Annotated in this window: 13 protein-coding genes; 9 read left to right on the top strand and 4 right to left on the bottom strand. The window is 65.0% G+C overall.

The window, feature by feature from the left end:
• Nucleotides 1-7 precede the first annotated feature (7 nt).
• From rnc to ACQPYR_RS11050, 6 genes are all read left to right on the top strand, one after another.
• Complete coding sequence (gene rnc / locus ACQPYR_RS11025) at nucleotides 8-730, top strand: ribonuclease III (protein WP_433630756.1); 723 nt, start codon at nucleotides 8-10, stop codon at nucleotides 728-730.
• Nucleotides 731-824: 94 nt separating this feature from the next.
• Entirely contained in the window at nucleotides 825-1685 is an 861-nt protein-coding gene (mutM, locus tag ACQPYR_RS11030; RefSeq protein WP_433630759.1) for a bifunctional DNA-formamidopyrimidine glycosylase/DNA-(apurinic or apyrimidinic site) lyase, read from the top strand.
• 62 nt (nucleotides 1686-1747) lie between these two features.
• Nucleotides 1748-2329 carry a dihydrofolate reductase family protein gene (locus ACQPYR_RS11035; protein ID WP_387289200.1) on the top strand — a complete coding sequence of 194 codons (582 nt, stop codon included), beginning with the start codon at nucleotides 1748-1750 and terminating at the stop codon, nucleotides 2327-2329.
• Between the two features lie 5 nt (nucleotides 2330-2334).
• On the top strand, nucleotides 2335-3408 hold the full coding sequence (locus ACQPYR_RS11040) for a PHP domain-containing protein (protein WP_433630762.1): 1074 nt from the start codon (nucleotides 2335-2337) through the stop codon (nucleotides 3406-3408).
• Between the two features lie 150 nt (nucleotides 3409-3558).
• The gene (locus ACQPYR_RS11045; RefSeq protein ID WP_433630765.1) at nucleotides 3559-5097 is read left to right on the top strand and encodes a PstS family phosphate ABC transporter substrate-binding protein; all 1539 of its coding nucleotides are present in this window, start codon (nucleotides 3559-3561) and stop codon (nucleotides 5095-5097) included.
• 65 nt (nucleotides 5098-5162) lie between these two features.
• Nucleotides 5163-5612 (top strand): carboxymuconolactone decarboxylase family protein, encoded by a 450-nt coding sequence (locus tag ACQPYR_RS11050; RefSeq protein ID WP_433630768.1) that lies wholly within the window; start codon nucleotides 5163-5165, stop codon nucleotides 5610-5612.
• A gap of 1 nt (nucleotide 5613) precedes the next feature.
• Here ACQPYR_RS11050 and ACQPYR_RS11055 read toward each other — a convergent pair whose 3' ends face one another.
• Nucleotides 5614-5895: a hypothetical protein gene (locus ACQPYR_RS11055; RefSeq protein WP_433630771.1), complete on the bottom strand. Its 282-nt coding sequence runs from the start codon at nucleotides 5893-5895 to the stop codon at nucleotides 5614-5616.
• A 370-nt stretch (nucleotides 5896-6265) separates the two neighbouring features.
• Here ACQPYR_RS11055 and ACQPYR_RS11060 point away from each other — a divergent pair, with 370 nt between their 5' ends.
• The 3 genes from ACQPYR_RS11060 to ACQPYR_RS11070 all read left to right on the top strand — a co-directional run bounded on the left by ACQPYR_RS11060 (nucleotide 6266) and on the right by ACQPYR_RS11070 (nucleotide 9863).
• Nucleotides 6266-7462 (top strand): glycosyltransferase family 4 protein, encoded by a 1197-nt coding sequence (locus tag ACQPYR_RS11060; protein ID WP_433630773.1) that lies wholly within the window; start codon nucleotides 6266-6268, stop codon nucleotides 7460-7462.
• On the top strand, nucleotides 7459-9597 hold the full coding sequence (locus ACQPYR_RS11065; protein WP_433630776.1) for an amylo-alpha-1,6-glucosidase: 2139 nt from the start codon (nucleotides 7459-7461) through the stop codon (nucleotides 9595-9597). The genes ACQPYR_RS11060 and ACQPYR_RS11065 overlap by 4 nt, the downstream gene beginning before the upstream one ends.
• Nucleotides 9598-9677: 80 nt before the next feature.
• Complete coding sequence (locus ACQPYR_RS11070; protein WP_387289187.1) at nucleotides 9678-9863, top strand: hypothetical protein; 186 nt, start codon at nucleotides 9678-9680, stop codon at nucleotides 9861-9863.
• 49 nt (nucleotides 9864-9912) lie between these two features.
• Here the strand turns inward: ACQPYR_RS11070 and ACQPYR_RS11075 are convergent, their stop codons facing one another.
• Genes ACQPYR_RS11075 through kdpA form a run of 3 tightly spaced genes read right to left on the bottom strand, consistent with a single transcriptional unit; the run spans nucleotide 9913 to nucleotide 14603 of the window.
• A complete protein-coding gene (locus ACQPYR_RS11075) occupies nucleotides 9913-10800 on the bottom strand; it encodes a potassium-transporting ATPase subunit C (protein ID WP_433630778.1) in 888 nt (295 codons plus the stop codon).
• 1 nt (nucleotide 10801) lies between these two features.
• Nucleotides 10802-12931 carry a potassium-transporting ATPase subunit KdpB gene (kdpB, locus tag ACQPYR_RS11080; RefSeq protein ID WP_433630781.1) on the bottom strand — a complete coding sequence of 710 codons (2130 nt, stop codon included), beginning with the start codon at nucleotides 12929-12931 and terminating at the stop codon, nucleotides 10802-10804.
• Nucleotide 12932: 1 nt separating this feature from the next.
• Nucleotides 12933-14603, bottom strand: coding sequence for a potassium-transporting ATPase subunit KdpA (kdpA, locus tag ACQPYR_RS11085; protein ID WP_433630783.1), 1671 nt, complete (start codon nucleotides 14601-14603; stop codon nucleotides 12933-12935).
• Between the last annotated feature and the right edge of the window lie 109 nt (nucleotides 14604-14712).

The following is a 14712-nucleotide window of genomic DNA, read 5'->3' on the forward strand; positions in this document are numbered from 1 at the left end:
TATCGACGTGACCGCCAGTAAGGACGAATCCGGCGCGTCCGGTGAACATGTGAGCTTGCTCGCGGCGCTCGGCGTCGACGTGCGGGCCGATCTGCTGCGGCTGGCGCTGACGCACCGGTCGTACGCGTACGAGAACGGCGGACTGCCGACCAACGAGCGTCTGGAATTCCTCGGCGACTCGGTCCTCGGCCTGAGCATCACCGAGCGGCTCTACCACGAGCACCCGGACAAGTCCGAGGGCGAACTGGCCAAGCTGCGGGCGAGCGTGGTGAATATGCACGCGCTCGCCGAGGTGGCGCGCGGGCTCGGCGAGGGTGGGCTCGGCGTGCACCTGCTGCTCGGTAAGGGCGAAGAGCTCACCGGCGGCCGGGACAAGCCGAGCATTCTCGCCGACGGCATGGAGTCGCTGCTCGGCGCGGTCCATCTCGAGCACGGTATCGATGTCGCGCGCGAGGTGGTGCTGCGGCTGTTCGCCGACCTGCTCGAGCGCGGACCGCGGATGGGCGCCGGGCTGGACTGGAAGACCAGCCTGCAGGAGCTCACCGCCGAACGTGGCCTCGGCGTGCCCAGCTACGAGATCACCTCGACAGGTCCCGACCACGACAAGGAATTCACCGCGACCACCGTGATCGGCGGTCGTCCGTACGGTCAGGGCGTCGGCCGCTCCAAGAAGGAAGCCGAGCAGAAGGCCGCAGGCGCCGCCTATCAGGCGCTGACCGACGGTATCTGAATTGCGGCGCCTGCGGCGCCGCGAACGGCGCTCGTAAGACTCGCGCGTGGTGGGTGGCAGTGCGGTCCACCTCCTCATGTCGATAGGAGTCCTCATGCCAGAGCTACCGGAGGTCGAGGTCGTGCGGCGCGGACTCGCCGCACATGTCGTCGGGCGGGTGGTCGAATCCGTCACGGTGAGCCATCCCAGGTCGGTGCGCCGCCATCTCGAAGGCGCGGATGATCTGACGGCTCGGATGAAAGGGCTGCGAGTCGCCGCCGCCGAGCGGCGCGGCAAATACCTGTGGCTCACCTTCGACGATCCGGATACCTCGCTTGTCGTCCATCTCGGTATGAGCGGGCAGATGTTGGTGCAGCCCGTCGATGCTCCGGTGGAGAAGCACGCGCATATCCTCGCGACCCTCGACGACGGCGCGCAATTGCGCTTCGTCGATCAGCGCACCTTCGGCGGCTGGGCGCTCGCACCGCTGGTCGAGGTCGACGGGACTCCGGTGCCCCAACCTGTCGCCCATATCGCCCGGGATCCGCTGGACCCGCGCTACGACCCTGAGGTCGTGGTGGCCGCGGTGCGCGCCAAACAGACCGAGATCAAGCGGGTGCTGCTGGATCAGACCGTGATCTCCGGCGTCGGCAATATCTATGCCGACGAATCTCTGTGGCGGGCGAAGATCCACGGCAACCGGCTGGCGTCCGGGCTGACCAGACCTGCCGTGCGCACCCTGCTCACCGAGGTCGGCACGGTGATGGGGGAGGCGCTCACGGCCGGTGGCACTTCGTTCGACGCGTTGTATGTCGATGTCAACGGCCAATCCGGCTACTTCGAACGCTCGCTCGCGGTCTACGGCCGCGAGGACGAACCGTGCCGTCGCTGCGGTGCGCCCATCGTGCGGGAGAAGTTCATGAATCGTTCTTCCTATTCCTGCCCGCGCTGCCAACCGAAGGCCCGTCGCCGTTAGGGTTGGCGAGCTACCGTTCTTTTAGGCGGCTCGGGAGCCGACTGGCCGTGGAGGAAGGACTTATGCGCAAGCTCACCTACTACGTCGCTTCGACCATCGACGGGTTCATCGCCACCGAGGAGGGGTCGGTCGACTTCTTCCCGGTCGGTGGCGATCACGGCCCGGCGATCACCGCGCAGTACCCCGAGACCCTGCCGACGAAGGTGCGGGAGGCTCTCGGCATCGATAAGCGCAACCGCTACTTCGACACCGTGCTGATGGGCCGCAAGACCCACGACTTCGGCGTGCGGACCGGAACCTCCAGCCCGTATTCGCATCTGCGTCAATTCGTCGTATCGACGACGCTGCCGGAGAGTCCGGATCCTTCGGTGGAGCTGATCTCGGCCGATCCGCTCGCCACCGTGCGAGAGTTGAAGCGCGACAACGGGCTCGGGATCTGGCTGTGCGGCGGTGGGGAATTGGCGCAGGAGTTGCTGCCGGAGATCGATCAGATCTTCCTGAAGCTGTACCCCGTCGTACTCGGCCGCGGCCGCTCGCTGTTCGGTTCCGGCCCGCGCCTGCCCGAGGCGGCCCGCTTCCGGGTGATCACCAGCCGGGTGTTCGAGGACGGCGTCGCCTTCGTGAAGTACAGCCGGATTCGATAACCGCTGTGGCGGAAGACGATTCGATCGTCGCTCCGGGCCCGGGGAACGCTCCGGGTCCGGTGGAGGCGCTGCGCGAGATCGGCTTCTGGCTCGAACGCGCACGAGCGCAAACCCATCGGGTGAAGGCGTACCGGCGGGCCGCCGAGGTCGTCGACCAGCTGTCCGAGGACGAGCAGGCGGCCCATCGCGCCGCGCACAGCTGGCAAGAGCTCGCGGGGATCGGGCCGAAGACCGCCGCCGTCATCGAACAGGCGTATTCCGGTGCGGTGCCGGACTATTTGAGCGAACTCCGCACGGCCGCGCAGCCCATCGGGGCGCCGGGCAAACCCATGCGGGCTCAGTTGCGCGGCGATCTGCACACCCACTCCGACTGGTCCGACGGCGGCAGTCCGATCGCGGAGATGATGGGCATCGCCGCCGCGCTCGGCCACGAATACTGTGCGCTGACTGATCATTCGCCGCGGTTGACCGTCGCCAACGGGCTTTCGGCGGACCGGTTGCGGCGGCAGTTGGATGTGGTCGCGGAGCTGAACGAACGAGTCGCGCCGTTCCGGATTCTCACCGGGATCGAGGTGGACATCCTCGATGACGGGACCCTGGATCAGCAGAGCGATCTGCTAGCCGAACTCGATATCGTTGTGGCCAGCGTACATTCGCATCTGCGTGCCGACAGCGAGACCATGACCAAGCGCATGGTGTACGCGGTGGCGAATCCGAACGTGGATGTGCTCGGCCACTGCACCGGCAGACTGATCGCGGGGCAGCGGGGTCTGCGGCCGGAGTCTACGTTCGATGCCGAGCTCGTCTTCGAGGCGTGCCGGAGTTACGGGACAGCCGTAGAGATCAACAGCCGTCCCGAACGGCTCGATCCGCCGTCGCGACTGCTGCGGATGGCGGTCGAGATGGGGTGCTTTTTCTCGATCGACACCGATGCGCATGCCCCTGGTCAGTTGGATTGGCTCGGTTACGGCTGCGAGCGTGCTGTCGCGAACGATGTTGCGGTGGAACGGGTTATTAATACCTGGCCAGCCGAGAAGCTGCTCGCCTGGACGAAATCGGCAGCTGGGGACGTGGTTTGATCGTCGCCCCGGCGCGAGTGGGCCGCCTGGTCGGAGCTGATTTCGGCGGCAGCTGCTGACCGTCGGGTTAACTGTTGTCGAACACTCGTGCGGGATCTGGGAGGATGCCCGATGACGTTCGAGAATGGTTGACACAAAGATCTCTTGGGGGTGGCGGCACCGGTGGGTGGTTTTCCGATCGAAATCGTGCTCGGACTCATCGGTATCGCGGTGCCGATCATCGCGTTCCTCTGGGAGTTCGTCTTCGTCGGACGCAAGGAAATCGGCTATCGGGTGCAGATGGATACGCCGGTCACCGGTGAGATCGAATCGGTCTTTCCCGGCGTACTGCCGCAGCTGCGCCCCGAGGAAGATGGTGTGAGTCCACCGCTGAAGGATCTATCGGTGGTGCTGGTCCGTATCGAAAACAGCGGTGCGACACCGATCGATACGCACGACTACCGGGCACCCGAGGCGGGGCGGGTCGGCCTGCATCTGAACTTTTCGCAGCGCAGGATCATCGGCATGGCGGTGACCGAGCTGAGTGACGAGGGCCTGGCCGATTCGCTGGGCCGTGATTCGGGTATCGCGGTTCGCGAGGATACCGAAGGACATATCGGTGCCATCGATCTGCCGAGGGTTCCACTCAATCGCGGTGATCACTACAAGATCCTGGCCATTCTGCAACGTTCGGAGGGTACGGGCGAGTACGCGGATCCGGTACTGAGCGGCGGCATCAAGGGTGGGCGGATCATCGAAACCCAGAGCCGCACCGGCATTTCGCGCGTGATGGTGGCGCTCACGGCCTTTCTGGTCGTGGTCATCGTCGTCCAGCTTTTGGTTTCCGTGCTGTCGCCCGATCCGACGCCATTGGATTGTGCCGCGGGCAAACTCACGGTGGTCGGCTCGTCGGCCTTCGAACCGGTCATCCGCGATGCGGCCGCGCAGTACGGGAAGCGCTGCACCGGAGCGGAATTCAGCTTCGGCTTCGAGGGCACCGAACGCGGCCTCGACCGGCTCGCCGAGGAGGGCAAGGACGATCCGGATCTGCTCACGATCAGCGACGGACCGAAAGGTGATGGCTACCAACCGCTGCTGGCCCGTCCGCTGGCGCTGTCGCTGTTCACCATGATCGTGCACAAGGATGTCGGCGTCACCAACCTTTCTGTCGCGCAGATCCAGGATCTGTATCAGGGCCGCATCACCAACTGGCGCGATGTCGGCGGTGCCGACCTGCCGGTCGTGCTGGTCAATCGGATACCGGGATCGGGCACTCGAAATACGTTGGAGCGCAGGGTGCTCGGCGGTCCGCAGCCCGATCGGCCGCATGTCAGCTGTGTCGCGATCAAGGATGGCGCGCCCGCGACGGCCAGATATTGCGATGTGCAGGTCACCAAGGATATGCAGAAGGCTGTCGGCGATATTCCGGGCGCGATCGGCTACAGCGAGTTCTCCGAGGCGGTGAAGGCGGGAGCCACGACCCTCACCATCAATGGCGTAACACCGGGTCGCGATGCCGCCGTCAACCGCAGCTATCCGTTCTGGGGCGTCGAATACGCCTACGGTTACGGCGAACTCCCCGGCGATTCGCTCGGCGCGAGCTTCCTGCACTTCTTGACCGATCTGACCGGCAAGGATGTGCTGCGTGAGCATGGCAACGAGCCGTGCGGTGAGCTGCCCGATCGGGCCCGCTGCCTGCCGTCTTCGTGAGGTTGTCACAGATTCGGCGGCTGTCTCGTCCTACTCGGGTAAGCGATTTCGAGAGAGGACGACCCATGTCACGCATGCAACTCGCCGAGGTGGCGCCCGAGATCTACACGGCCTGGTACGCCGCAGAGCAGGCGATCCGCCGGGGGCCGCTGGATTCGACGGTGCGCGAGCTGGTGAAGATCCGCGCTTCCCAGATGAACGGCTGCCTGTTCTGCATCGATATGCACACCACCGACGCGCGGATGGCGGGCGAGACCGAACAGCGGATCTACTATCTCAATGCCTGGCGCGAGTCGATGAAGTTCACCGAGGCCGAACGAGCCGCCCTCGCCTACGCGGAGGCGGTCACCAGGCTCGGTGAACACGGTGTCAGCGATGAGATCTGGGCCGAGGTGGAGAAGAACTTCGACGAGGGCGCGCGGGCCGGTCTGGTCGCGGTGACCGCGATGATCAACCTGTGGAACCGGATCGGGGTGCCGCTGCGCATGCAGCCTGCCTCGGCGGCAGAGTCGTGAGTCAGTCCGTCGTGGGCATGATCGGTCTGCTGAAGTACTCCTCGACGGGGACGGGACCGGTGTAGCGTCGGCAACCGCACTGCACCCATACGGGCCCGCCGTAAGTCTTGCGGACCAACTCGGCATGGCAGGTGCCCGCCTCCGGATCGTGCAGCGCCAGGTCGTGGCCACAGCCGCACCGGGCGACCGCGGATCCAGCGGGCGAACGCCTGCCGAACCGCCCGAGGGCCCAGCCGACCCCGGCGATTCCGGCCCCGATGGCAAGGGTGATGGGATCTAACATGCGCATATTATATGTATGCGTATAACAAGACGGTAGAGCAATCGGACACCGGATTCGTTTGCTTCCCCGCCTACTCTTGGGACCCTCAATAGTCCGGTAACTCCGCTTGATATCAACTCCGGATAATGGCCCATTTCATCCCAAATACTGAGATTTCACACCGACTGCGTGGTTTGAACCCCCAGAAATAAGGTACGTCTGTGTGCGGCCCCCCTGTTCATGCCGATCGGTGTGACCAGGCCAACCAAGCCTTCATGGACGGCGGTGCAGGCTCCAGTCTTCACCTCCGCCGCGGCGGCCAACACGTTCGGCGCCCAGCGCACCGAAGTGCTGGGTGGATGTGCACAAGGTTGTCCCTGGAAGGATGGTCATGAGCGCAGGTCTGATCGCGCCGAATTCGGCGCACATTGCCGCTTCGGATTTGCTGTCTACCGATCACGTCGGCGAACGATTCCGCATTGCGATGGTTGTTCCGCCTTACTTCGACGTACCGCCGAAGGCCTATGGCGGAGTCGAGGCGGTAGTCGCCGATTTGGTCGACGCCTTGGTCGCGCGCGGGCACGACGTGACATTGTTCGGCGCCGGTGAGCCCGGCACCACCGCGAAATTCGTTCCGGTGTGGGATCGCGCATTACCCGAACGGCTCGGAGAGCCGTTTCCCGAGGTCGTGCACGCTCTGAAGGTGCGTAGGGCGATCGAACAGGTCGCCGCGACCGCCGGCGTGGATCTGGTGCACGACCACACTTTTGCCGGACCACTGAATGCCCCGGCGTATATGGGCTTGGGTTTACCAACGGTGGTGACCGTGCACGGGCCGGTCGACGAGGGCGACTGCTACCACTACTACCGCGAATTGGGTCAGGAAGTATCGCTGGTCGCCATCAGTGATCGGCAGCGCGAATTGGCGCCCGATCTGAATTGGGTCGGTCGCGTACACAATGCACTACATGTCGACCAGTGGCCCTACCAAACCGAGAAAGGCGACTACGCACTGTTTCTCGGCCGCTTCACCGCAACCAAGGGCACGCATCTCGCATTGGAAGCCGCTCACGCGGCCGGTATTCCATTGGTGCTCGCGGGCAAATGCAGCGAGGCCCCCGAGCGGGCGTATTTCGAGAAAAAAGTGCGCCCACTGATCACCGAGCGCGATCATCTTTTCGGACTCGCGGATGCGTCGGCCAAGCGCAAACTGCTCGCGAATGCGCGCTGCCTGTTGTTCCCCATCGATTGGGAGGAACCGTTCGGCATGGTGATGATCGAGGCGATGGTCTGCGGCACACCGGTTGTCGCGCTACGCGGCGGTGCCGTTGCCGAGGTCATCGTCGATGGCGTGACCGGTCGGATCTGTGACGATCCCTCCGAACTGCCCGCCGCGATCCACGAGGCGAGCCAGCTGGATCCGGCCGCATGCCGTGCGCACGTCGAGGCGAACTTCGGCGCGGGCACGCTCGGGCGCGGCTATGAGCAGGTCTATCACCAGCTCCTGCGTTCGCGGCGCCATGCGCGTGCGGCACTGCTGCTCGATAAGACGGTGCCGGTCCGTCTTCCCGCCAGCGAACGAGTATGACCGCCGACGCAGGCGTCGCGTCGAATCCCGCACCGCTGAATTCCGGTGAGCCGACCGGTCTCGGTGGCTGCGGCAATTCGGTGACCTTGGTCGAGGGCGGTACCTTCTGCCTGTCGAATCGGCTCGGCGATGTCGAACCGGGACATCCGCACGGGTTGTTCTTCCGCGACGCCCGCGTCATCTCCCGCTGGGAACTGCTGGTGGACGGCCGACCGGCCGAATCGCTGTCGGTGCTCAGCCCGGAGGCGTTCGCCGCCAGATTCGTGCTGCGCCGGCCACCGCAGGCCGGACAGGCCGACAGCACACTGCTGTTGGTGCGCGAACGCCTCATCGCCGATGGCATGCACGAGATTCTGACCCTGGAGAATATGGGCCGGGAGGCCACCGCGGTCACTCTGGAATTGCATGTCGACGCGGATTTCGTCGATCTGTTCGCGGTCAAGGAGGGCCGCGTCGCGCACGGCCGCGCCGAGGTCACCGTGGCCGAAGGCGAGTTGCTGTTGCACGACCGCACCGATCGGATGCGCGGGCTTACGGTTTCGGCGACCGTCGAGCCCGCCGTTCTGCCCGGCACCCTGCTCTGGCGGGTGGTCGTTCTGCCCGGCGAACGCTGGCAGACCGAGATCGTTGCCCAGCCGACCGTCGGCAATCAACGCGTCCAGGCGCCGCTGGCGCCGGGGGAGCACCATGGGCTCAGCGCACCGAGCCGCAAGATGGCGGCGTGGCGACACACCGCGACGAAGATCACTTCCGCGGATCCGGTACTCACCCAGGTGCTTCGCCGCTCGGAAAGCGACTTGGGCGCGTTGCAGATTCACGACGAATCCGGCGAGGGTCGCCCGTTCGTGGCCGCGGGTGCGCCCTGGTTCATGACCCTGTTCGGCCGCGACAGTTTGCTCACCGCGTGGATGGCGCTGCCTTTGGAAGTGGATCTCGCGCTGGGCACGCTGCAGCAGCTGGCCGAATTGCAAGGGCAGCGCATCGATCCGCTCACCGAGGAGGAGCCGGGGCGGATCATGCACGAGATGCGGGGCGGCCCCGCGAGCGGGCATGTGCTCGGTGGCAGCACCTATTACGGAACCGCCGACGCCACACCGCTTTTCATCATGCTGCTCGCGGAATGTCATCGGTGGGGTGCGGATTCGGAGGTGATCAGGGAACTGCTGCCCGCCGCCGACGCCGCGGTGCGGTGGATCACCGATTACGGCGATCGTGACGGCGACGGCTTCGTCGAATACCGCCGTGCCACCGATCGCGGCCTGATCAATCAGGGTTGGAAGGACAGTTTCGACGGAATCAACGATGCCGCAGGACATCTCGCGGAGGCGCCGATCGCGCTGTGCGAGGTGCAAGGCTATGCGTATGCCGCACTGCTGTCCCGGGCGGAGTTGGCCGAGGCCTTCGACGATCAGCGTGCGGCCACCCGGCTGCGTGAGCGGGCCGCCGAACTGCGCGGCAAATTCGCCGAACAGTTCTGGCTACCGCAACAGGGGTGGTACGCGGTCGCGCTCGACGGCCACAAACGGCAAGTCGATGCGCTGACAAGCAATGTGGCGCACTGTCTTTGGACCGGCATCGCCAGCGACGAGCACGCCGCCGAAATGGTCAGGCGGCTCTCCGGTCCCGAAATGGACACCGGCTTCGGGCTGCGCACCCTCGCCTCGTCGATGGGCGCCTACAACCCGATGAGCTATCACTGTGGATCGGTCTGGCCGCACGATACCGCGATCGCCGTCGCGGGCCTGCTGCGCTACCGGCAGGTGCCCGGCGCGGTCGAGCTCGCCACCCGGCTGGCGGGCGGATTACTCGATGCGGCGGCATCTTTCGGTGGTCGGCTGCCCGAGCTCTTCTGCGGATTTCCGCGTGATCAGTTCGCGGTTCCGGTCCCGTATCCCACCTCCTGCTCACCGCAGGCGTGGGCCAGCGCGGCACCGCTATTGCTGGTGCGCTCGTTCCTCGGACTGGATCCGGACGCGCAATCGCGCACGCTCACCGTCAGACCGCAACTGCCGCCGCAATGGGGCACGGTCACGCTGAGCGATCTGCGATTGGGTTCGGCGACCGTGGATCTCGTGGCCGAGGGCGATCAAGTCACCACGGTGCGGCTGCCCGATGATTGGCGGATCACGCGATGAACGGCGCCGGATCGGGTAATCCACCAATGTAAGGACATTGTTCGCTTCTCCACTGACTACCAACAGGCTGGAGGTGCACAATGCAGACGTCACTGGATCGCCGGGATCTGTGGAGCACTCAGCACCGTGATTGCAGTGCTGAGCCGATGGATCTCGATCTGGACCTGGCGCGTTTCATCTGCAGTACGCATGCGGGCCACGGTCCGGACTGCCGCCAGTATCTCGCCGCGTCGGCGTATTGCTTCGCCTGCGTCGAGGACAACTGAACGAATCGGCCGAGCGCCCATTCCCGTTCGGGAATGAGCGCTCGGCTCGCTAGCCGCGCGTCGGGTATCGCTTGTCGAGATCGAGATTCAGCTCGACCACATTCACCCGCGGTTCACCGAGGAAGCCGAGAGTCCTGCCGTCGGTGTGCGCGTCGACGAGTGCGCGCACCTGATCCTCGGAGATATTGCGGGCCTTGGCGATTCGCGCGACCTGGATGGCCGCGTACCGCGGTGAGATATGCGGGTCCAGACCGCTGCCGCCGGCGGTGACCGCATCGGTGGGCACCGGTGTGTCGGTCGAGGCGTCGCCGATGATCGGGACGATCCGGCCGACCGAATAGTCCTCGCCCAACTCGGCGCATTCGACCTGCACACCCTTGTACGTAGCCAGGAACGGCCTCGCCGGGCACGCCTCGTTGACGCTCACGACCTGCACCGGATGCGAGACCTCACCATCCGCGTCGCGCGGTCCGATCACCGAAAGCACGGCGCCGACACCGTCCTTGGTGCAGAACGGACGTCTGCCATCGACGCCGTCGCGCTCGCCGACCGCCTTGCTGCGCGCGCAGACGGTCGACAGCAGGCTCGACTTCACCTTCGCAGGATCGGCGTCGAGGGTGTCGACGATGCTCTCCGGGCCGAGGTTGGACGCCGCGGTGGACAGCGGGTCGTAGCCGTCGCCCGCCGCCGACGGACGGCTCTGGAAGTACTGGACCAGTGCGTTGCCGTCCTTATCGGTGAACGACTGCCCGATCAGGCTGGAACCGACGACCTTGCCGTCTATCGTGATCAGTGACCCGTCCGCCTTATCGTGCAGGCCGGAAATCTGGGCGACCACGAAAACCGCGACGGGATAGACGATTCCGGTGATCGCGGTGAGCACCAGCAGCGCACGCAACGCGGCCAGATGCTGCCGGATCCAAGTCGACATACGCATATCAGGACATCCCGGGGAGGAGTTGGACGACGAGGTCGATCAGTTTGATGCCGATGAACGGCGCCACGACGCCGCCGAGACCGTAGATGGTCAGGTTGCGGCTCAACAGTTTCGAGGCATTGCTCGGCCGGTAGTGCACACCGCGCAGCGCCAGCGGGATCAGCGCGATGATGACCAGCGCGTTGAAGACGACCGCCGAAAGGATCGCCGACTGTGGACTGGCCAGCCGCATTATGTTCAGCAGGTCGAGGCCCGGAAAGAGGGCGACGAACAGCGCGGGAATGATCGCGAAGTACTTCGCGATGTCATTGGCGATCGAGAAGGTGGTCAGTGCACCGCGGGTGATGAGCAGCTGTTTGCCGATCTCCACAATTTCGATGAGCTTGGTCGGATCCGAATCCAGATCGACCATATTTCCGGCTTCCTTGGCTGCCGAGGTGCCGGTGTTCATCGCGACGCCCACATCGGCCTGGGCGAGGGCCGGTGCGTCATTGGTGCCGTCACCGGTCATCGCGACCAAGCGACCGCCGTCCTGTTCCTGTTTGATCAGCGCCAGTTTGTCCTCGGGCGTCGCTTCGGCGAGGAAGTCGTCGACACCGGCCTCATCGGCAATCGCCTTGGCGGTCAACGGGTTATCACCGGTGATCATCACCGTGCGGATGCCCATTCGGCGCATCTCGTCGAAACGCTCCCGCATGCCTTGCTTCACAACGTCTTTCAGATGAATGACGCCGAGCAGCCGGGCCTTTTCGTCATCGACCTCACCCACGACCAGCGGGGTGCCGCCGGATGCGGAGATCCCGTCGACGATCACGCCGATATGGCCGGGAACCTGCCCGCCTTGTGCGCGAACCCAGTCTATGACCGCGCTGGCGGCACCCTTGCGCAGCTGGTGCCCGTCCTGCAGGTTCACGCCGGACATACGGGTCTGGGCGGTGAATTCCACCCAGGTCGCACCGGTCAACTCACCCGGGGTGCGCTCGCGCTTGTTGAACGCCTGCTTGGCGTAGACCACGATGGAGCGACCCTCGGGGGTCTCATCGGCGAGGCTGGAAAGCTGTGCGGCATCGGCCAATTCGTCATCCGAGATGCCGGGCATCGGCACGAATCCCGAGGCCTGCCGGTTGCCGAGGGTGATGGTGCCGGTCTTGTCCAGCAGCAGGGTATTCACGTCACCGGCGGCCTCGACCGCGCGGCCGGACATGGCCAGCACATTGCGCTGCACCAGGCGGTCCATGCCCGCGATCCCGATGGCCGACAGCAATGCGCCGATGGTGGTCGGTATCAGGCACACCAGCAGCGAGACCATCACGATGCCGGTGACACCGTGCACGTCCAGCGCCGAAGTATCGGCCACGCCGGGGTTGTTCGACTTCGAGAAGATCGCCAACGGCTGCAGTGTCGCGACCGCGAAGACGAAGATGATGGTCAGCGCGGCGAGCAGGATATTCAGCGCGATCTCGTTCGGCGTCTTCTGCCGTGACGCGCCCTCGACGAGCGCGATCATCTTGTCGATGAAGCTCGCGCCCGGCTCCTGGGTGATCTTGACGATGATCCGATCGGACAGCACGGTGGTACCTCCGGTGACCGCCGAACGGTCGCCGCCGGACTCCCGGATGACCGGCGCGGATTCGCCGGTAATGGCCGATTCGTCCACCGACGCAATGCCTTCCACGACATCGCCGTCGCCCGGAATGACCTGGCCCGCCTCGACGATGACGTAGTCGCCGCGTTGCAGCGCCGGAGCCCCGACGCTCTCCTCGACGATCCGTGCACCCGGCGACCAGTCGACCAGACGCCGAGCCATGGTGTCGGTCTTGGCTTTCCGCAGCGTATCGGCCTGCGCTTTACCGCGTCCCTCGGCGACCGCCTCGGCGAGATTGGCGAATACGACGGTGAGCCAGAGCCATACGACGATCGCCCAGGCGAAGAAGGTCGGCTTCGCAAGCGCGAGCACGGTTGACCAGACCGCGCCGATCTCGACGATGAGCATCACCGGATTGCGCCACATGGTGCGCGGATCCAGCTTGCGGACCGCGTCCGGAATGGAGGTCAGCAACATCTTCGGATCGAGCACGCCCTTGCGGACGCCACGTTTGGGCTGGACCGGTACGGCTGTCGTAGTGGACATATCAGTGGATTCCTTCGGCGAGCGGCCCGAGTGCGAGTGCGGGCAGGAAGGTCAGCGCGACCAGGATCACCGTCACGCCGACGACCATGCCGACGAACTGCGGCCGGTGCGTCGGCAGCGTGCCGATCGATTCGGGGGTCTGACCCTGCTGGGCGAGCGAACCGGCCAGGGCCAGTACGAAAATGATCGGCAGGAAGCGTCCGAAGACCATGGCAAGGCCCAGCGCGGTGTTGTACCACTCGGTATTTCCCGACAGCCCCGCGAAGGCCGAACCATTGTTGTTCGCCGCGGATGTGAAGGCGTACAACACTTCCGAGAGCCCGTGCGGTCCGGCGTTGAGCATGCCCGCGCGCTGCCCCGGCATGGCGATCGCGGCTGCGGTACCCACCAGCACGATCAGCGGGCTGATCAGGAAATATGAAGCGGCGAGCTTGATTTCGCGCGGTGTGATCTTCTTGCCCAGGTATTCCGGTGTGCGACCGACCATCAGACCCGCGACGAATACGGTGATCACCGCGAGGATGAGCATGCCGTACAGGCCCGAGCCGGTACCGCCCGGCGCGACCTCACCGAGCTGCATATTGAACATCGTCATCATGCCGCCGAGGCTGGTGTAGGAATCGTGGAACGAATCCACCGCACCGGTGGAGGTCAACGTGGTCGCGGTGGCGAAGGTTGCGGAATCGGGGACGCCGAAACGGGTTTCGACACCCTCGAGCGATGCGCCGATCGCGGTCGGCACCGTGCCGTGGTGCTGCAGTTGGAAGAGGTTCTGCAATGTGACGCTGATCAGCGCGATCGTGCCCATGACCGCGACGATCGCGTAGCCCTGTTTCTTGCTGCCGACCATGCGACCGAAGGTGCGCGGCAGCGAGAAGCTGATCACCAGCAGCAGGAAGATTTCGATCCAATTGGTCCAGGTCGTCGGATTCTCGAAGGGGTGCGCGGAGTTCGCGTTGTAGAAGCCGCCACCGTTGGTGCCGAGTTCCTTGATAACCTCCTGGCTGGCCACCGGCCCGCCGGTAATGGTCTGCTCGGTGCCGTTCAACGTTTGCGCGACCTGATCATGCAAGTGGAAGTTCTGGATCGCGCCACCGGCGATGAGAATGATCGCGAAGACGAAGGCCAGCGGCAGCAGGATGCGAATAGTGCCGCGCACCAGGTCCACCCAGAAGTTGCCCAGATCGCCGGTACGCCTGCGGGCGAAGCCGCGTACCAGCGCGACCGCCACCGCGATGCCGACGGCCGCGGAGACGAAGTTCTGCACCGCGAGCCCGGACATCTGCACCAGGTGCCCCTGGGTCGATTCACCGGAGTAGTTCTGCCAGTTCGTATTCGTCACGAAGCTGACCGCGGTATTCCAGGCCAGCGCCGGAGTCATCTCGGTCGCCGGATCGTGCAGATGCAGTGGCAGCTTGCCCTGGATCAGCTGGAGGAAGAACAGGAACAGAATGCTGACCGCCGAGAACGCCAGCACGCTGCGCGCGTAGACGCCCCAGGTCTGCTCGACCTCGGGCTGTACACCGATGGCCTTGTAGATGACGCGCTCCACGCGGGAGTGTTTCTCGGCTTTGTACACCCGGAACATGTAGTCGCCGAGTGGCACATGCACCAGGGCCAGCGCGATGATCAGGGATGCGACGAACGCGATCCCCGCGGTGGTCGTGTTCAACTAGAACCTCTCGGGGAAGAGCAGCGCCGCCACCATGAAGACGGCGATGAGGACGGCGAGAACCAGACCGATCAGGTTCGCGATCACAGCTTTTCCACCCCACGCTGGA

The sequence above is a fragment of the Nocardia sp. CA-120079 genome (assembly GCF_050955745.1).
Taxonomy (GTDB): Bacteria; Actinomycetota; Actinomycetes; order Mycobacteriales; family Mycobacteriaceae; genus Nocardia.